This window comes from Paraburkholderia sp. JHI869 (genome assembly GCF_038900775.1).
Classification (GTDB): Bacteria; Pseudomonadota; Gammaproteobacteria; order Burkholderiales; family Burkholderiaceae; genus Paraburkholderia.
In genome coordinates this window covers 1-17,414 of the sequence record NZ_JAYMSC010000022.1, presented here as the reverse complement: position 1 = coordinate 17,414, position 17,414 = coordinate 1, and the positions used below count along the sequence as shown (strand labels likewise).

Annotated in this window: 15 protein-coding genes and 1 pseudogene; 10 read left to right on the top strand and 6 right to left on the bottom strand. The window is 62.6% G+C overall.

Features of this window, described 5'->3' with window-relative positions; all coding sequences use genetic code 11:
- Positions 1 to 9: 9 nt before the first annotated feature.
- A complete protein-coding gene (locus VSR72_RS29845) occupies positions 10 to 3,429 on the bottom strand; it encodes an ATP-binding protein (protein WP_342955879.1) in 3,420 nt (1,139 codons plus the stop codon).
- Between the two features lie 181 nt (positions 3,430 to 3,610).
- Between VSR72_RS29845 and urtA the strand changes: the two genes are divergently transcribed.
- The 8 genes from urtA to VSR72_RS29805 all read left to right on the top strand — a co-directional run bounded on the left by urtA (position 3,611) and on the right by VSR72_RS29805 (position 11,293).
- A complete protein-coding gene (urtA, locus tag VSR72_RS29840; protein WP_342955878.1) occupies positions 3,611 to 4,885 on the top strand; it encodes an urea ABC transporter substrate-binding protein in 1,275 nt (424 codons plus the stop codon).
- A gap of 55 nt (positions 4,886 to 4,940) precedes the next feature.
- A complete protein-coding gene (gene urtB, locus VSR72_RS29835; protein ID WP_342955877.1) occupies positions 4,941 to 5,858 on the top strand; it encodes an urea ABC transporter permease subunit UrtB in 918 nt (305 codons plus the stop codon).
- 77 nt (positions 5,859 to 5,935) lie between these two features.
- A complete protein-coding gene (gene urtC, locus VSR72_RS29830; RefSeq protein ID WP_342955876.1) occupies positions 5,936 to 7,105 on the top strand; it encodes an urea ABC transporter permease subunit UrtC in 1,170 nt (389 codons plus the stop codon).
- A 3-nt stretch (positions 7,106 to 7,108) separates the two neighbouring features.
- Complete coding sequence (gene urtD, locus VSR72_RS29825; RefSeq protein WP_342955875.1) at positions 7,109 to 7,852, top strand: urea ABC transporter ATP-binding protein UrtD; 744 nt, start codon at positions 7,109 to 7,111, stop codon at positions 7,850 to 7,852.
- A 43-nt stretch (positions 7,853 to 7,895) separates the two neighbouring features.
- Positions 7,896 to 8,585 (top strand): urea ABC transporter ATP-binding subunit UrtE, encoded by a 690-nt coding sequence (urtE, locus tag VSR72_RS29820; protein ID WP_342955874.1) that lies wholly within the window; start codon positions 7,896 to 7,898, stop codon positions 8,583 to 8,585.
- 56 nt (positions 8,586 to 8,641) lie between these two features.
- The gene (gene fmdA / locus VSR72_RS29815; protein WP_342955873.1) at positions 8,642 to 9,880 is read left to right on the top strand and encodes a formamidase; all 1,239 of its coding nucleotides are present in this window, start codon (positions 8,642 to 8,644) and stop codon (positions 9,878 to 9,880) included.
- Positions 9,881 to 9,904: 24 nt separating this feature from the next.
- On the top strand, positions 9,905 to 10,240 hold the full coding sequence (locus VSR72_RS29810; protein WP_342955872.1) for a zinc ribbon domain-containing protein: 336 nt from the start codon (positions 9,905 to 9,907) through the stop codon (positions 10,238 to 10,240).
- A 24-nt stretch (positions 10,241 to 10,264) separates the two neighbouring features.
- Complete coding sequence (locus tag VSR72_RS29805) at positions 10,265 to 11,293, top strand: aliphatic amidase (protein WP_342955871.1); 1,029 nt, start codon at positions 10,265 to 10,267, stop codon at positions 11,291 to 11,293.
- 25 nt (positions 11,294 to 11,318) lie between these two features.
- Here VSR72_RS29805 and VSR72_RS29800 read toward each other — a convergent pair whose 3' ends face one another.
- The 4 genes from VSR72_RS29800 to VSR72_RS29785 form a co-directional block, all read right to left on the bottom strand.
- On the bottom strand, positions 11,319 to 12,038 hold the full coding sequence (locus tag VSR72_RS29800) for an amino acid ABC transporter ATP-binding protein (protein WP_342955870.1): 720 nt from the start codon (positions 12,036 to 12,038) through the stop codon (positions 11,319 to 11,321).
- A complete protein-coding gene (locus VSR72_RS29795; protein WP_342955869.1) occupies positions 12,025 to 12,675 on the bottom strand; it encodes an amino acid ABC transporter permease in 651 nt (216 codons plus the stop codon). Before VSR72_RS29795 ends, VSR72_RS29800 begins: the two co-directional genes overlap by 14 nt.
- Positions 12,672 to 13,349, bottom strand: coding sequence for an amino acid ABC transporter permease (locus VSR72_RS29790; RefSeq protein ID WP_342955868.1), 678 nt, complete (start codon positions 13,347 to 13,349; stop codon positions 12,672 to 12,674). Before VSR72_RS29790 ends, VSR72_RS29795 begins: the two co-directional genes overlap by 4 nt.
- A gap of 66 nt (positions 13,350 to 13,415) precedes the next feature.
- Positions 13,416 to 14,222 (bottom strand): transporter substrate-binding domain-containing protein, encoded by an 807-nt coding sequence (locus VSR72_RS29785; RefSeq protein ID WP_342955867.1) that lies wholly within the window; start codon positions 14,220 to 14,222, stop codon positions 13,416 to 13,418.
- Positions 14,223 to 15,274: 1,052 nt separating this feature from the next.
- Here VSR72_RS29785 and VSR72_RS29780 point away from each other — a divergent pair.
- Positions 15,275 to 15,574 (top strand): annotated as a pseudogene (locus tag VSR72_RS29780) (H-NS histone family protein).
- Positions 15,575 to 16,368: 794 nt separating this feature from the next.
- Here VSR72_RS29780 and VSR72_RS29775 read toward each other — a convergent pair.
- Positions 16,369 to 16,710 carry a hypothetical protein gene (locus VSR72_RS29775; RefSeq protein WP_342955866.1) on the bottom strand — a complete coding sequence of 114 codons (342 nt, stop codon included), beginning with the start codon at positions 16,708 to 16,710 and terminating at the stop codon, positions 16,369 to 16,371.
- A 470-nt stretch (positions 16,711 to 17,180) separates the two neighbouring features.
- On the opposite strand from VSR72_RS29775, the gene VSR72_RS29770 reads away from it, so the two are divergent.
- A partial coding sequence (locus VSR72_RS29770; protein WP_342955865.1) for a DoxX family membrane protein occupies positions 17,181 to 17,414 on the top strand: 234 nt, incomplete at its 3' end.

Below are 17,414 nucleotides of genomic sequence, written 5' to 3'. Positions count from 1 at the left end.
GTCCACGCGTCACGCATCGGCGGAGCGTGGCAGTCGGTCGAGTTCATGTTCGAGTTCCCTTAGCTGAAACCGCTCCGCCAATGCGCGCAGCACGTCGATCTGCTCCTGCAGCGCGGGCCATGTCGCGCGCGCCGCGTCGAGTTGTTCGATCACGCCTTGCACGTAGCCCACTTCGAGGTGCGCCCGCAGACGTTCGAGTACCACTGGCGGCCATACCGCGTGCGCTGTCGCCTCGCCGGGTGCCGCGCGCGCGTGCAACGCATCGGATGCAATCCAGTCGAGCGCGAGCAGTTGCGCGAGTTTGTCGAGCAGCACGTTCACCTGAAGCGGCTTCACGAGATAGCCCGCGCAACCGGTCGCGCTCGCGCGTTCGCGGTCGTCGGCGAACGCGTTTGCCGAAAGCAGCACGACGGGCGCGTTCGATAACTGGCTTTCACGGATCAAGCGACTCGTTTCGTAGCCGTCCATGAGTGGCATGGAAATGTCCATGATGATCGCGTCGGCGCTGTGCGTGGCGAGCCAGCGCAGCGCCTCGGGGCCGCTCTCCGCCTCGGCGACGTCAAAGCCGAGCGGCGTCAGCAATTGCACGACGATGCCGCGCTGATCCGCGAGATCGTCGACGACGAGAATCGCGCGGCGCTGGCCTGTATAGCCGCGTATGGCTGCGAGTTCGGTGCGCGCGTCGGCGGCGCTGTCGACGGCGGGCGCAAAGAGCCGAACCACGAAGCGCGTGCCGCGCCCCACCTCGCTGTCGACTTCGAGACTGCCGCCGAGCGCCTGCGTGAGCAAGCGGCAGATCGTCAGCCCGAGTCCCGCGCCGTGGTCATGCGCGTGTGCGGCGTCGCCACGCTCGAACGGCAGGAACAGGCGCTCCATCTCGGGCGCGGGAATGCCGGGTCCGGTGTCGATCACTTCGAACTTGAGCGTGTCGAGCACGTGACTGACGCGTAGCGTCACGGTGCCGGCGGAGGTGAAGCGGATGGCGTTGCCGATCAGGTTCGTGAGGATCTGGCCCATGCACTTCTGGTCGGAGCGCACCGTGGCGGGCAGGCGGCCGAAGGTCTGCACGTCGAAGGCCAGCGCCTTTTCGAGCGCCTGAGGACGCAGCATCGACGTGACGTGCGCGACGAAATCGGCGAGCGGCACACGCGCGATGTTCAGTTGCAGCTTGCCCGCTTCGATACGCGCGACGTCGAGCAGCCCGTCGACGAGCGCGAGCAGATGCTCGCCGCTGCGGTGGATCGTGCGGACCGCGTTATAGCGGTTCGCCGAAAGCTCGTCTTTCGCCTGCAACAACAATTGCGCGTAGCCGAGAATGCTATTGAGCGGCGTGCGCAACTCGTGGCTCAAGCCGGAAACGTAGCGGCTCTTCGCTTGATTCGCCGATTCGGCGGCGGCCGTCGCGCGTTTGAGCGCGGCGTCGGTTTTCTGGTGCGCGTCGATTTCGAGCACCAGCAATTCGTTTTGCCGCTGCGATTCTTCCTGCGTGACGCGCCGGCTTTCGCGCTCGAGCACGAACCACCAGGCGGCGATGCAGCCCACCAGCGAGAGCGAGAAAAATATTTTCAGGAAACTGCTCGCCATGGCGCCGTCGAACGACGCACCGTTGGCGGCGAGCGACGTCACGCTCTGCGACCAGATCAGATACAGCACGCTCGCCAGCACCGCAAGCATCGCTATCACGAGGCTCGCGTAATGGGTGAGACGCAGCGCGGCGGGGCCGAGCCGCAGGCCCGGAAACACGCGGCGCAGCGCGCGGTCTGCCTGCGAGGCGAAGCGCGCGTGCGGCTTGCAGCGGTCGTGGCAGCGCGAGTCGAGCGAGCAGCACAGCGAGCAGATGGTGCCGCCGTACGCGGGGCAGTATGCGGTGTCGTCGGGTTCGAAGGTGTTCTCGCAGATCGCGCAGCGCAGCGAGGTGGCGTCGCCCGTGGGCTGCGCATCACGCGCGAGGTAGTAGCGCCCGCGCGTGACGATCGCAAGCGCGGGCGCGCAGACGAACGCTACGCCGAACGCGATGAACGATGACATGGCCTGTGCAAGCACGCCGAGCATGCCGCTCTGCGCGAGCATCGCGACCGCTGCGGCGATCAGCATGGCGCCCACGCCCACGGGATTCACGTCGTAGAGATGCGCGCGCTTGAACTCGATGTAGCGCGGGCTGTAGCCGAGCGGCTTGTTGATGACGAGATCGGCAAATAGCGCGCCCACCCACGCGATCGCAATGTTCGCGTAGAGCGACAGCACCTTGCCGATCGCCTCGAATACGCCCATTTCCACGAGCAGTAACGCAATCATCACGTTGAACACGAGCCAGACCACGCGGCCTGGGTGACTGTGCGTCAGTCGCGCGAAGAAGTTCGACCACGCGAGCGAGCCCGCATAGGCGTTCGTCACGTTGATCTTCAACTGCGAAACGATCACGAAAAGCGTCATGACGGGCAGCGCCCAGCTCGCGAGCCCGAGCGGATCGAGCAGCAGATGATAGGCGACGAGATACATCTGCGTGGGCTGTGCCGCATGAGAGGCATCGACCTCGTGCTGTATCGCGACAAAAGCAAGAAACGCGCCGCCGAGCATTTTGAGCGCGCCGGGCACGATCCAGCCGGGTCCCGCCGAAAGCAGCGCGAGCCACCAGCGCGTGCGGTTGCGCGCCGTGAGCGGCGGCAAGAAGCGCAAGTAATCCACTTGCTCGCCGACCTGCACGATCAGCGCGAACACCACGGTCGATGCCTGCCCGAACGCGATCACGCTGAATGCGCGCCCTTGCGGCGCAAAGCCCGCGAACGTCGTCCAGTCACGGACGAGGCCCGGATGGTGCCACAGCACGGCCGCATACGGCAGCGCGAGCAGCACGAGCCAAAGGGGCTGCGTCCAGCTTTGCAGGCGGTTGATGAGGGTGATGCCGAACATCACGATCGGGATCACGACGAGCGAACTCAGCACATACGCGATCCATAGCGAGATGTGGAAATAGAGTTGCAGCCCGAGCGACATGATGGCCGCTTCGAGCGCGAAAAAAATAAACGTGAAGATGGCATAGAGCAGCGAGGTAAGCGTCGAGCCGATATAGCCGAAGCCCGCGCCGCGCGTGAGCAGGTCCATGTCGACGCCGTAGCGCGCCGCGTAATAGCTGATCGGCAGGCTCGTGAGCCAGATGAGCACCGAAACGGCGGCGATCGCCCAGATCGCGTTCGTAAAGCCGTAGTTGATGACGAGACTTCCCCCGATCGCCTCGAGCACGAGAAACGACACCGCGCCAATTGCGGTATTCGCCACGCGCAGTTCCGACCAGCGGCGAAACGAGCGCGGCGTGAAGCGCAGCGCGTAGTCTTCGAGCGTTTCGTCACCGACCCAGGCGTTGTAGTCGCGTCGCACCTTGACGATGCGCTGCGTGCTGGGCGCGCCCACTGACGGGGGACTTTGGGACATGAAGATGATCCGGATTGGTGCGAAAGCGGCGGGATCGAAGCTCGATGCAAATTACATTCCAGTGCGAAAACGGGGAATACGTCAATCGACGTATTTCGATCGCCAATTTGGCTTTCTACATTGCGTCCAACCTCGACCCAGCCCTGGCATGAAGCGCAGGGCACCCGATAAGGAGAACGTGATGTCCGCAGACGATAGATTCGATGACGATGCCCGCATGCCGTCGCCGCTGCGCCGCAAACTGATCGGCGGCCTCGCCGCCGCGCCGCTGATGGCGCTCGGCATGCCGCGCACCTCGTTTGCGCAAACGCCGCCCACGGCGAAGGTCAACACCACGGGCCTCGCCGTGACCGACACGACGGTCACGGTGGGGCAACTGCACTCGGCTACGGGCACGATGGCGATCTCCGAGACCGGCTCGATTCAGGCCGAACGTCTCGCGATCGAGCAGATCAACGCGATGGGCGGCGTGCTCGGCCGCAAGATCCAGATCATTCAGGAAGACGGCGCTTCCGACTGGCCGACCTTCGCGGAGAAGTCGAAGAAGCTGCTGGAAAACGATCACGTCGCCGCGGTGTTCGGCTGCTGGACATCGGCCTCGCGCAAGGCGGTGCTGCCCGTGTTCGAGAAGGATAAAGGCCTGCTTTACTACCCGACCTTCTACGAAGGTCTCGAGCAGTCGAAGAACGTGTTCTACACGGGCCAGGAAGCGACCCAGCAGATTCTCTGGGCGCTCGACTGGGCGTCGAATACGAAGAAAGCCAAGACGTTTTTCCTGATCGGTTCGGACTACATCTGGCCGCGCACCTCCAACAAGATCGCGCGCCGGCATATCGAGCAGCATCTGCACGCGAAGGTCGTGGGCGAAGAGTATTACCCGCTCGGCACGACCGAATTCAATTCGCTGATGAACAAGATCAAGCTCGCGCGCCCCGACTGCATCTTCGCGACCGTGGTGGGCGGCTCGAACGTGGCGTTCTACAAGCAACTGAAGGCGGCCGGCATCACACCGCAGAAGCAGTTCCTGCTGACGCTTTCGGTGACCGAGGACGAAGTGCTCGGCATTGGCGGCGACAACTTCGCGGGCTTCTATTCGTCGATGAAGTACTTCCAGTCGCTCGATAACGACAACAACAAAAAGTTCGTCGCGGCGTTCAAGGCGCGCTACGGGCAGAAGGCCGTGATCGGCGACGTCACCCAGGCCGCGTATCTCGGCCCGTGGATCTGGAAGGCCGCGTGCGAGCGCGCGGGCAGCTTCGACGTGGACAAGGTGGTGGCGTCGTCGGCGGGCATCGAGGTCGGCAACGCGCCGCAGGGCTACGCCAAGGTCGATGCGAACCATCACCTGTGGAGCCGCTCGCTGATCGGCGAGGGCCAGGCGGACGGCCAGTTCAAGGTCGTCGCGGAGTCGGCGCAGCCAATCCAGCCGAATCCGTTCCCGAAGGGCTACATGTAATCCGTCAACCGAAGCTGCGCGGCGACGCCATGCGCCGCCGCGCGAGGAGCGCTCGATGTCCGCTACCGACATTTTCAACATCACGCTGATGCAGGGGTTCGCCGGTTTGAGCCTGTTCAGCGTCCTGCTCCTGATGGGGCTCGGGCTTGCCGTGATATTCGGCCAGATGGGTGTGATCAACATGGCGCACGGCGAATTCATGACGATCGGCGCCTACACCGTCTACATGTTTTCCTGGTTCGCGCAGAACGTCTGGCACGCGTTCACGCCCGTGTACTTCTTCTTCGCGATCTTCGCAGCGTTCGGGCTCGCATTCGCGGCGGGCTGGCTCGCCGAATGGGCGCTCATCCGGCATCTCTACCGGCGTCCGCTCGACACGCTGCTCGCCACCTGGGGCCTGAGCCTCGGCATGCAGCAGGTGTTTCGCTCGACCTTCGGGCCGAAGGAAGTGAGCCCCGCGCTGCCCGACTGGCTGACGGGATCGTGGGAGCCGGCACAGGGCCTCGACATTCCCGTGAGCGGCATGTTCGTGATGGGACTCGCGCTGGTCATGACGGGCGGCCTGCTGCTCGCGCTCTATCGCTCGCGCTGGGGCCTGCGTGTGCGCGCCACGGTCGCCAACCGGCCGATGGCGAACGCGGCAGGCATCAACACGCGCCGCACCGACCGCATGACCTTCGCGATCGGCTGCGGCATCGCAGGCGTCGCGGGCGCGGCGTTCACGGCGATCGGCTCGACCGGGCCGACGAGCGGCTCGCTTTACATCGTCGATTCGTTTCTCGTCGTCACGTTCGGCGGCGCGGCGAGCCTGCTCGGCACCGTGGCCTCGGCGTTCGGCATCGCGCAGATGCAGTCGATCAGCGAGTTCTTCCTCTCGGGTTCGAACGCGCGCGTGCTCACGCTGCTGACCGTCGTCGTGATCCTGATGCTGCGCCCAGAGGGGCTGTTCGCCTCGAAGGTGCGGCGCGTGTAAGGACACCCCGGGACATCGCGGGGCGCGCGCTCAGGCGCACGGCTCATTCACTGTTTCATTCTTATGGAGAGGTGGACATGGAACCCATCCAACCCGCGGCGGGCGGCGTCTCCCCGCGATCCGGTCCTGGCGCTGCGCCGGGCGGCTGGCGCGCGATCGCGGCGCGGCTCGACGTGTCGGGCTATGCGGGCATCGCGATACTCGCAGTGCTGATCGTGATCGTGTTTCCGCTCGCGCTCGACACGTTTCGCCTGAACCTGATGGGCAAGTACCTGACCTACGCGTTCGTGGCGATGGGCCTCGTGATCGCGTGGGGCTACGGCGGCGTGCTGAGCCTCGGCCAGGGCGTGTTCTTCGGCCTCGGCGGCTATGCGATGGCGATGTTCCTCAAGCTCGAGGCGTCCGACCCGGCCGCGACGCGCACGCAGACCACGCCCGGCATTCCCGACTTCATGGACTGGAACCAGCTCACGGCGCTGCCCGCGTGGTGGAGTCCGTTCCACTCGCTGCCGTTCTCGATTCTCGCGGTGCTCGTCGTGCCGACGGCGCTCGCGTTCGTGATCGGCTACGCCATGTTCAAGCGGCGCGTGGGCGGCGTGTACTTCGCGATCATCACGCAGGCCGTCGCGCTGATTCTCTCGGTGCTGATCATCGGCCAGCAAGGCTACACGGGCGGCGTGAACGGCATCACCGACTTGCGCGCGCTGCTCGGCTGGGACATTCGCACCGACCACGCGAAGCTCGTTCTGTATTTCGTCAACGCGGTGCTGCTGATCGGCGCGTTGCTCGCGTGCCGCTGGGTCCAGCGCAGCAAGGCCGGCACGCTGCTGCTCGCGATGCGCGACAAGGAAGACCGCGTGCGTTTTTCCGGATACGACGTCGCCATGTTCAAGGCGTTCGCCTTCTGTCTCGCGGCGCTTCTCGCGGCCATCGGCGGCGCGATGTTCACGCTGCAGGTGGGCTTCATGTCGCCTTCGTTCGTCGGCATCGTGCCGTCGATCGAGATGGTGATCTACGCGGCGATCGGCGGGCGCATGTCGCTCGTGGGCGCGGTGTACGGCGCGATTCTCGTCAATCTCGGCAAGAGCTGGTTCTCGGAGAGCTTTCCGAATCTCTGGCTCTACCTGATGGCGGTGATGTTCATCGGCGTGGTGATGGCGTTTCCGAACGGGCTCGCGGGCCTCTACGACGAGCATGTGCGGCCGCGCGTGCAGCGCTGGCTCGGCGCGGCGAACAAGGAGGCATGAAGCATGAGCAACACTGACTTTTTGCTGGCAATCGAAGACTTGACCGTGTCGTTCGACAGCTTCAAGGCGATCGATTCGCTGAATCTCTATCTCGAGCGCGGCGAATTGCGCGTCGTGATCGGACCGAACGGCGCGGGCAAGACGACTTTGCTCGACCTCATTTGCGGCAAGACGAAGGAAACGGCGGGCAGCATCAAGTTCCGCAACGAGGAAATCACGAAGCTCGCGGAATTCCGGCGCGTGCGCAAGGGCATTGGCCGCAAGTTCCAGACGCCGTCGATCTACGAAAACCTGAGTGTCGCGCGGAACCTCGAAGTGTCGTTTCCGCGCGGACGCAGCGTGTTCGGCGCACTCGCGTACCGCGAGGACGACGAAGTGGCCGACCGCGTGCGCGCCGTCGCCGACGAAATCGGCCTTGCCGCATGTCTCGATCTGGAGGCGGGGCTGCTCTCGCACGGCCAGAAACAATGGCTCGAAATCGGCATGCTGCTCATGCAGGACCCCGAACTATTGATGCTCGACGAGCCGATTGCGGGAATGAGCGTGCGCGAGCGCGAACTGACCGCGGAGCTGCTCGACCGCATCTGCCGCAATCGCTCGATGATCGTGATTGAGCACGACATGGCGTTCGTCGAGCGCATTGCGCACAAGGTCACGGTGATGCATCAAGGCAAGATTCTTGCAGAAGGGCCGATGGCGGAGGTGCAGGCCGATCCGCGCGTGATCGACGTTTATCTTGGCCACTGAGTCGGCCACTGAACGACAGCAACGACTGAACGGAGGACACATCATGCTGGAAGTCGACGATCTCGTCGTGAGCTACGGCCAGAGCGAGGTGCTGCACGGCATCGGCTTTTCGGTCGCCAACGGCGAAAGCGTAGCGGTGATGGGCCGCAACGGCATGGGCAAGACCACGCTCTTCAAGGCGCTCATCGGCATGCTGCCCGCCAACCGCGGCACGGTGCGCGTGGGCGGCGCCGACGTTTCGAAAGACGAAAGCTATCGGCGCGTCGCGAACGGCATTGGCTACGTGCCGCAAGGGCGGCAGATTTTCGCCTCGCTGACGGTCGAGGAAAACATACGAACGGGGCTCGAACGCGCGCAGAGCCAGCGCATCCCCGACGATATTTACGCGCTCTTTCCCGTGCTGTTCGACATGCGGCGGCGCAAGGGCGGCAATCTCTCGGGCGGCCAGCAGCAGCAACTCGCCATCGCACGCGCGCTCGCGACCGACCCGAAAGTGCTGTTGCTGGACGAACCGACCGAGGGCATCCAGCCGTCTGTGATCAAGGACATTGCGAAGGCGCTGAACCAGATTCGCCTGACGCGCAACATTGCCATCGTTGTGTCCGAGCAAGTCTTGAGTTTCGCGCTCGATGTCGCGGACCGGCTCTTCGTGATCGAGGGCGGGCGCTTCGTGCATCAAAGCACGCGCGATGCCGGCGACACCGACCGCATTCGCGAATACCTCTCCGTGTGAGCGCCGAGCTTCACTATCCGCCAACCCTCGAACCTTCGAACCAAGGAGCGAACGCAATGCCTGAAACCCTCATCAAGGTCGACCTGAACCAGTCCGCCTACGAAAACGAACAGGTCCACAACCGCTGGCACCCGGACATTCCCATGGCCTGCTGGGTGAATCCCGGCGAAGATTTCGTGCTCGAAACCTACGACTGGACCGGCGGCTTCATCAAGAACGACGACAGCGCCGACGACGTGCGCGACATCGACCTGTCGATCGTGCACTTTCTCTCGGGCCCCGTGGGCGTGCGGGGTGCGGAGCCGGGCGACCTGCTCGTGGTCGATCTGCTCGACATCGGCGCGAAGCCGGACAGCCAGTGGGGCTTCAACGGCTTCTTCTCGAAGTCGAACGGCGGCGGCTTTCTCACCGATCATTTCCCCGACGCGCAAAAGTCGATCTGGGATTTCCATGGCGTGTATACGAGTTCGCGCCATATTCCGGGCGTGAATTTCGCGGGCCTGATTCACCCGGGCCTGATCGGCTGCCTGCCCGATCCGAAGCTGCTCGAAACGTGGAACGCGCGCGAAACCGGTTTGATCGCGACCGCGCCCGAGCGCGTGCCGCCGCTGGCGAATCCGCCGTTTGCGGCAACGGCGCACATGGGCAAGCTGGCAGGCGACGCGCGCAACAAGGCCGCGGCCGAAGGCGCGCGCACCGTGCCGCCGCGCGAGCACGGCGGCAATTGCGACATCAAGGACCTGTCGCGCGGCTCGAAGGTGTTTTTCCCCGTCTACGTGGATGGCGCGGGCCTTTCCGTCGGCGATCTGCATTTCAGCCAGGGCGACGGCGAGATCACGTTCTGCGGCGCGATCGAAATGGCGGGCTGGGTGCATATGCGCGTGAATCTCATCAAGGGCGGTATGGCGAAATACGGCATTCGCAATCCGGTGTTCCAGCCGAGCCCGATCACACCCGCATACAACGACTACCTTATCTTCGAAGGCATTTCGGTCGACGAGCAAGGCGGCCAGCATTATCTCGACGTGACCGTCGCGTATCGGCAGGCGTGCCTGAACGCCATCGAGTATCTGAAGAAGTTCGGCTATTCGGGTGCACAGGCGTATTCGCTGCTCGGTTGCGCGCCAGTGCAGGGGCATATCAGCGGTGTCGTCGATATTCCTAACGCGTGTGCGACGTTGTGGCTGCCCACGCAGATCTTCGACTTCGACATTCGACCCAATGCCGAAGGTCCGATCCAGCACATCAAGGGCGGTGTCGATCTGCCGTGCTCGCCCGATCTCGCGAAGGCGTAACCGATTGTCACTCAAGGACCTGTCATGCCGATCTATGACTTCGAATGCGCAAGTTGCGGCCCGTTCGCCGTCATGCGCCGCATTGCCGAGCGCGAAAAACCGTGCCGCTGCCCCGATTGCGGCGGCGAAGGCTCGCGCGTGATCAGCGCGCCGTCGCTCGCGTTGATGGCGGGCACGCGCCGCCACGCGCACGCGACGAACGAACGCGCCGCGCACGCGCCGCGTCAGTCCGGCGACGGGCCGTCGCTGCGCCACCGCCCCGGTTGCAGTTGCTGTTCTGGCGGCGGCGCGAAGCTCGCAGGCGAGTCTTCCGGCGGCCTCAAGCGGCCAGCGGGGCGGCCGTGGATGATCAGCCACTGATCTGAACTTTCAGGAGAACACATCATGCGACATGGTGATATTTCGAGCAGCCGTGACTGTGTGGGCGTCGCGGTCGTCAACTACAAGATGCCGCGTCTGCACACGAAGGCCGAGGTGCTCGCGAACGCGCGGCGCATTGCCGAAATGGTGACCGGCATGAAGCAGGGATTACCGGGCATGGATCTCGTGGTCTTCCCCGAGTATTCGACGCACGGGATCATGTACGACCGCCAGGAGATGTTCGACACGGCGTCCACGGTGCCCGGCGAGGAAACCGACATCTTCGCCGCAGCGTGCCGCAAAGCCAACGTGTGGGGCGTGTTCTCGCTGACCGGCGAGCGCCACGAGGCGCATCCGCACAAGGTGCCGTACAACACGCTCGTGCTGATCGACAATCGCGGCGAGATCGTGCAGAAGTATCGCAAGATCATGCCGTGGACGCCGATCGAAGGCTGGTATCCCGGTGATCGCACCTACGTGACGGAGGGGCCAAAGGGCCTCAGGATCAGCCTCATCATCTGCGACGACGGCAATTATCCGGAGATCTGGCGCGACTGCGCGATGGGCGGCGCGGAACTGATCGTGCGCTGCCAGGGCTACATGTACCCGGCCAAGGAGCAGCAGGTGATGGTCGCGAAAGCCATGGCGTGGATGAACAACACGTATGTGGCCGTGGCGAACGCCACGGGCTGGGACGGCGTGTATTCGTACTTTGGCCATTCAGCGATCGTCGGCTTCGACGGACGCACACTCGGCGAATGCGGCGAGGAAGAGATGGGCGTGCAGTACGCCGAACTCTCGCTGAGCATGATTCGCGATGCGCGGCGTAACATGCAGTCGCAGAATCATCTGTACAAGCTGCTGCATCGCGGCTACACGGGCACGCTCAATTCGGACGACGGCGCCAACGGAGTGGCAACGTGCCCGTTCGGGTTCTACCGGAACTGGGTGGAGGATCCCGAAGGCACACGGCGCGCGGTGGAAGCACTCACGCGCAGCACGCCTGGCACCGCGGAGTGTCCGATAGAAGGCATTCCAAACGGCGACCAGTAAGGCTCACTCACTGCGTGACATTGAGTCACTGAATGAAGCGTCGCAGCTCCTGCGTCGACGGTCGGCCGAAGATTTCCTCGGCCGGCCCGCTTTCCCATACGCGGCCTTCGTGCATGAACACCACGGTGTCGCTGACTGCACGCGCGAAGCGCATTTCGTGGGTGACCATGATGAGCGTCATATCCTCGCGCGCGAGGCTTTCCACGACACTCAACACCTCGCCGACCAGTTCGGGATCGAGCGCGGACGTGATTTCGTCGCAGAGCAGCACGCTCGGCTTCATGGCGAGCGCTCGTGCAATCGCGACGCGCTGCTGCTGTCCGCCCGAGAGTTGATCGGGATACGCGTCGAATTTACCGCCCAGGCCAACCCGCTCTAGCATCTCCTGTGCGATGGCACGAGCCTCCTTGCGCGACGTCTTCTTGACGACCGTTTGCGCAAGCATCACGTTTTCGCTGGCGGTGAGATGCGGAAACAGGTTGTATTGTTGAAAGACCATGCCAACCTTCAGTCGCAGCGCGCGCAGGTCCGCGTGCCGCGCATCGACGTGCTCTCCGTCGATTTTGATCGATCCCGCGTCGATGCTTTCGAGCCCGTTCAGCGCCCGCAGCAATGTGCTCTTGCCGGACCCGCTGCGCCCGATGATGCTGACCACCTGGCCGCGTTCGACTGTGAAGTCGATTCCCTTCAGTACATGGTGGGCGCCGAACTGCTTCTCGACGCCCTCGGTCTTAACGAGCGGCATGCCATTTCCTTTGCAGCACCCGTGCATACCGCGTAAGCGGATAGCACAAGGCAAAATAGATTATCGCGACGAGTCCGTACACGAGAAACGGACGAAACGTCGCGTTCGAAATTTGTGTGCCAGCCTTCGTGAGTTCGGCAAAGCCAATGATCGATACGAGTGCCGTGTCCTTGATGGCCTGAACACCGAAACCTACAGTCGGACCGATGGCGATGCGCGCGGCTTGCGGCAGGATCACGTGACGCAACTGCTCGAAATAGTTCATGGCGAGACTGGCCGACGCTTCCCACTGGCCCTTCGGCACCGCCTCCACACAACCGCGCCAGATCTCGGCGAGATAGGCACTAGTGAAGAAGGTGAGGCCGAGCGTGGCCGCCATCCATGCCGAGACGTCGATGCCTAGCAGCGGCAACCCGAAGTACACAATAAACAGTTGCAGCAGTAGCGGAGTGCCCTGGAACACCTCGATGTAAACACGCACGAGCGAGCGCAGCAAGCGCGAGTTCGACACCCGCATCACAAGCAGCAACAAACCCGCCACACCGCCCGTAATGAACGAAACGAGCGAGAGCAGGACGGTCCAGCGCGCGGCCAGGAGCAACCCTTCGACGATCTGCGCGAACGTGAAGTCGATCATCGCGCACCTCGCATGTTGCGCGTGAAGAGTCGCCGGCCGGCGGCAGTCAGGGCGGCGCGCAAGAGGAGCGCCATCACAAGATAGATCCCGGCAATGAGGAAATACGTTTCGAACGCGCGGAAATTGCGCGACTGCACGTAGCTTGCCGCATACGTGAGATCCGCGACCGAGATCTGCGAGACGACGGCCGAGCCGAGCATCGTGATGACGATCTGGCTCGCCAGGGCGGGAAACACTTTCGCGAACGCTTGCGGAAGCAGCACATGCACGAAGGTTTCGCGGCGCGACATCGCGAGTGCTGCAGCGGCCTCGTGATGTCCGCGCGGCACCGCTTCAATGCCTGCACGCAGGATCTCGACGGAATACGCGCCGAGGTTCAGCGTCATGGCGAGCACCGCCGCCGTGTATTCGCCGATGTGTACGCCGAGTGCCGGCAGCCCGAAGAACACAAAGAAAAGCTGAACGAGAAACGGCGTGTTGCGAATTGCCTCCACGTAGGCGTGCACGGCCGTGCGCGGCGCCGCGCGGCGGCTCTGGTAGGTGGCCGCGCCCGCGACACCGAGGCTGATGCCGAGTAGCGTCGAGGCCGCCGTGAGCGCGAGCGTGACAGACGCGCCGCTCGCGAACATACCGGCATAGGCGGCGAGGTCGCCGAACTGAAGCTGATAGCTCATGAAGGTAGGAGGGTTGTGCAGAGGTGAAAGCGCCCGCCCCGCGCGTGGCGGGGGCGGGTGGCAGCGTCAAAGATTGGCGGGCAATGGCTGACCAAACCACTTCTTCGACATCGCCTGGAGCGAGCCGTCCTTCTTCGCTTGCTCGATGGCCGAGTTGACCTTGGTGAGCAGTTGCGGCTCGTTCTTGTTGAGGCCTACGAAGCACGGCGAGTCCTTGATGACGAACTTCATCTGCGGTTCGCGTGGCGGGTGTTTCGCGAGGATCGTCGCGGCGACGATATTGCCCGCGGCGATCAACTGCACCTGCCCGGAGAGAAAGGCCTGGATGGTTGCGTTATTGTCGTCGAAGCGGTGAATGGTGGCGTTGGGCGCCATATTGGTGAGCGCGACTTCTTCGAGCGCGCCGCGGGTCGCGCCGACGGTCTTGCCGGTGAGGTCCGCCGGTCCAGCGACCTTGATATCGGCCGGCCCGAACACGCCCTGGAAGTAGGGGGCATAGGCCTGCGAAAAGTCGATGACCTTTTCGCGGTCCGGCGTTTTGCCGAGCGAGGAGATCACGAGATCGACCTTGTCGGTCTGCAGGTAGGGAATGCGGTTCCCGCTATTGACTGGCACGAGCTGCAGCTTGACCTTCATCGACTTCGCGAGCAGTGCAGCCATGTCGATATCGTAGCCCTGCGGCTGCATGTCGGGGCCAACGGCGCCAAACGGCGGATAGTCCTCGGGGACGGCCACGCGCAGCGTGCCGCGCTTGGTGATGGCGTCGAGTGCGTCGGCGTTGGCGGCCTGTGCTGCGAAGAGGGTCAGCGCGGGCGCGGCAAGCAGCGCGGCGAGCCAGCGGCGACGTTGAAGCGAATTGGGCTTGTGTTCCATCCTGGGATTTCCGAAGTGATGTGTTGCACGCAATGGATTTCAATCGCGAGCGTGCCGTGGTCCAAGCAAGGACCGCGCCAAGGCTGGCGTGCCAAGCCTGTGAAGTCGTCGCCCATAAGTGACTGAGCAAATGGCCACGTGATGCGGGATGGAATTCACCAGATCGGTGCAATGGAACGCTTGTGATGCAAGCGCGGTGATTTAGGTGTCGCTCAGTACGAAGTGCCGTTTGACATCGAAATCCGACAACCGCGATGGAAGACTGTGCCGCTCGCTGAAGACAGCGAGAATGTCTCAGCGAGAATCACAGGATGCGGCGGGATGATGGCCTACCTTTGCGCGGCCTTCAGACAGGAAATGATCCGCCGTGCCTAAGAGAAACCACGGACGCCTCTGGCTTCATCGCCAGCTGACCCTGGAGTCGTCTCGTCTGGCTGGGATACGCAAGATGGACTGTTCCTGGACAGCTCGTCGTTCATTCTGTGCCATCACAGTGTCTGCCGGTCAGATCTCTCAGATCTAGTCGATGGCGATTTCGGATTCAAGGAATATAACGTAGTCCATATTAATCGTGATGTGGAATCGACCGCCGTTTTGGGACTTATACTCACGTCGTCCGCAAGATAAGAAGGATTATCGTAACAGACGTGTTATGTATCGATTCCTTTGAAAAACGTGGCGTGCGTTGGACGCCCTGAAAAGCCTCCACGCCAGTCGGACGGCACGACGCCCGGCGTGGCGCATTTCGCGGCGTACATTGCCCGGGCCTGGGCCCGATGGCCCGCGGCTGTATTCACTGGTGCTGATCGCGGATAACGTTTGCACGGAACTCGTGGCCCTCGTGCGCCGTCGCACCGTCCGACGTGCGAAGGTCTCTCTGCCGCTTCCGCAGGGCGCACGGCAGCGGGGATTGTTTTCCTGAAACGCGACCTGGCAGAGATGCTTACTGAACTTGTGCAATCCCACAGCGCTGCTGCGGGGCCAGCTAGCAATCGCCCAATATTGAAGCAAGCTAAGATCGCCAACATGTGTTTGGATGGGGGAGACGAGTCATGGCGACGTTCAGGGAACTGAAGGCACAAATGGCAGCGCTTGAGGAGCAGGCGGCGGCAGCACGGGCGGCAGAATATGAGGATGTGCTCGCGGACATCAGAGCCAAGGTTGCCGACTACGGGTTTACCTAGCAGGACATCTTCGGTCGAAGGCGGCGTGCGCGCACGGCGACAACGGGAGGCGTTGTGCCGGCCAAATATCGTGACCCGAAGTCGGGGGCGACGTGGTCAGGGAGGGGGCGTGCGCCCAACTGGATCAAGGACGTGAAAAGCCGCGACAGGTACCTGATACGCGACTGATGTCGGGCAAAAAAAGCCCGCTCTGGGCGGGCGGCAGGTTTGGAGACCGAGGGGCGCTGGACCACTCAAGGGAAACTGTAGCGCGCGCCGTTACGACCCACACCTATCCGTTCGGGCAGGGCGTGGGCGACCAAGCACGAATGGATGAACTCGCTGCGCGAAAAACCAGGAGGGAGTGTCACTTGGGACGGCGCGCACCGGTTTGCGGGTTGTACAAGCCGTTCCGGAGGGTTTCGCGCAAACTTCGGCCCCCACTCTACATGCTCGATCCGTCAACACCAGGCAGGTGCTGCCTTGCGTCGCGCCGTCAAAGCGGATTTCAAGGGGATTCTGGGAGGTCTATTTCGTGCGCTCTGTGGGAGCCCCCCAAGTAGCTCATGGGCCGCAATTGCGTCGACAGACGGTTCGCCGGTCACTGATTGGTGTTGTCGAACGTATCTCATGCTCCGCCACTCTTCGGTCTCCGGCGGCACTGTGTTCGCACGAGCAGATTGCGCGTATCCCGACGATATTTTCAGAAAATCCTTACTCGCCGTCGAAAATGTGATTGGCTAGACTTTGGCTGACGAGCGACACTGTGAGAGGGCTCGTTAGGTCTGAAACTCGGACGCTTACGCGCTCGGTCGCGATCGGCAGTTTTCCCCTTCGCGCGTCATGTCCACCCGCATGACGCGCCCTTTTCCATTCGGTTTTTCTTTCTTGGCGCAGCTTGAATCTTTGATGTAGCGACCCCTAACCTTCTGGTGACGCAGGATGATCGTACTGCTCCACCGAACCTCGGCTGTGAGCAGTACTTAGTCAACAGACTCGCGCATGCAGTTGATTGCTTCGATCGCATCGGTTTCGAGTGGCGCAGGAATAGCTCGACGACTCGGGGCATCGCCGTTGTCAATCAACTTGTGTCCGACGTTGAACTCGACGCTCTGGACGATGATGGAGTAGTGGGCATTCGGTTTAATCAGGTGCAAGCCGGCGCGACGTCGTTCCCGATGCTCCATTCTCTCGCGCGGCGAATCGGACGACTCGATTGGCACATTCAGCTTCACCTTACAGGACAACAACTCCTCGACAGCACTGAGCTTCTTTTGGGCCTCGGTGTTCCGATTGTACTCGACCACTACGCCCGGATACACCACGTCCCGTGCTTGGCGAATGCAGTAAGAGAAAGCTTGGCGAAGCTCATGGATTCCGGTCGCGTTTGGCTCAAACTTTCCGCGCCCTATTTATCCAGTGAGGCTGAATACCCTCCTTACACCGACCTAGCCAAAAGCGTCGAATATTTGACTCAGAGTTTCCCCGAGCGGCTTGTATGGGGTTCCGCTTGGCCTCATGCATGCGACTGAAGACCGTAAACCAGATGATGCCGAGATGCCGGATTGGCTGGCTGAACAGATTCCTTCTTCCAGGCTACGAGCATTGGTTTTTGTAGAACCCGTACGCCTTTTCGGCGAAACGGCGTCGCCCAATCACCACTTGCGTTCGAGGGGTTGCTCCGCATCTGGTCGCCGCGAGATGCGGGGCGCAGCGACCATGAGCGAGTCAGGGTTTATTTACCAGACTTTCCGGTTCAATATATACTGCGCCCATGTCAATCACGGAGACGCGCATGTCCCCTTTTATCGCCTGGATTCTCGAAAGTCCGATTACGTTGATCGTCGGTCGGGTATTGCTCACGACGCTCTTTTGGAGTGCCGGTATATTCGGGCTCTTCAACTTTCCAGTCATCGTTTCGGAAATGAAGGCGGTAAACCTGCCTGCGCCAGTTGGCTTTGCGGCGGCGACGATAGCCGTTCAGCTCGTCGGATCCGTGCTTTTGATCGGGAATTTCAAGGGGTGGGGG

Excerpts from the sequence above, each read along its gene's own strand:
- VSR72_RS29845 (WP_342955879.1), bottom strand. The coding sequence starts at position 3,429 with ATGTCCCAAAGTCCCCCGTCAGTGGGCGCGCCCAGCACGCAGCGCATC.
- urtA (WP_342955878.1), top strand. The coding sequence starts at position 3,611 with ATGTCCGCAGACGATAGATTCGATGACGATGCCCGCATGCCGTCGCCG.
- urtB (WP_342955877.1), top strand. The coding sequence starts at position 4,941 with ATGTCCGCTACCGACATTTTCAACATCACGCTGATGCAGGGGTTCGCC.
- urtC (WP_342955876.1), top strand. The coding sequence starts at position 5,936 with ATGGAACCCATCCAACCCGCGGCGGGCGGCGTCTCCCCGCGATCCGGT.
- urtD (WP_342955875.1), top strand. The coding sequence starts at position 7,109 with ATGAGCAACACTGACTTTTTGCTGGCAATCGAAGACTTGACCGTGTCG.
- urtE (WP_342955874.1), top strand. The coding sequence starts at position 7,896 with ATGCTGGAAGTCGACGATCTCGTCGTGAGCTACGGCCAGAGCGAGGTG.
- fmdA (WP_342955873.1), top strand. The coding sequence starts at position 8,642 with ATGCCTGAAACCCTCATCAAGGTCGACCTGAACCAGTCCGCCTACGAA.
- VSR72_RS29810 (WP_342955872.1), top strand. The coding sequence starts at position 9,905 with ATGCCGATCTATGACTTCGAATGCGCAAGTTGCGGCCCGTTCGCCGTC.
- VSR72_RS29805 (WP_342955871.1), top strand. The coding sequence starts at position 10,265 with ATGCGACATGGTGATATTTCGAGCAGCCGTGACTGTGTGGGCGTCGCG.
- VSR72_RS29800 (WP_342955870.1), bottom strand. The coding sequence starts at position 12,038 with ATGCCGCTCGTTAAGACCGAGGGCGTCGAGAAGCAGTTCGGCGCCCAC.
- VSR72_RS29795 (WP_342955869.1), bottom strand. The coding sequence starts at position 12,675 with ATGATCGACTTCACGTTCGCGCAGATCGTCGAAGGGTTGCTCCTGGCC.
- VSR72_RS29790 (WP_342955868.1), bottom strand. The coding sequence starts at position 13,349 with ATGAGCTATCAGCTTCAGTTCGGCGACCTCGCCGCCTATGCCGGTATG.
- VSR72_RS29785 (WP_342955867.1), bottom strand. The coding sequence starts at position 14,222 with ATGGAACACAAGCCCAATTCGCTTCAACGTCGCCGCTGGCTCGCCGCG.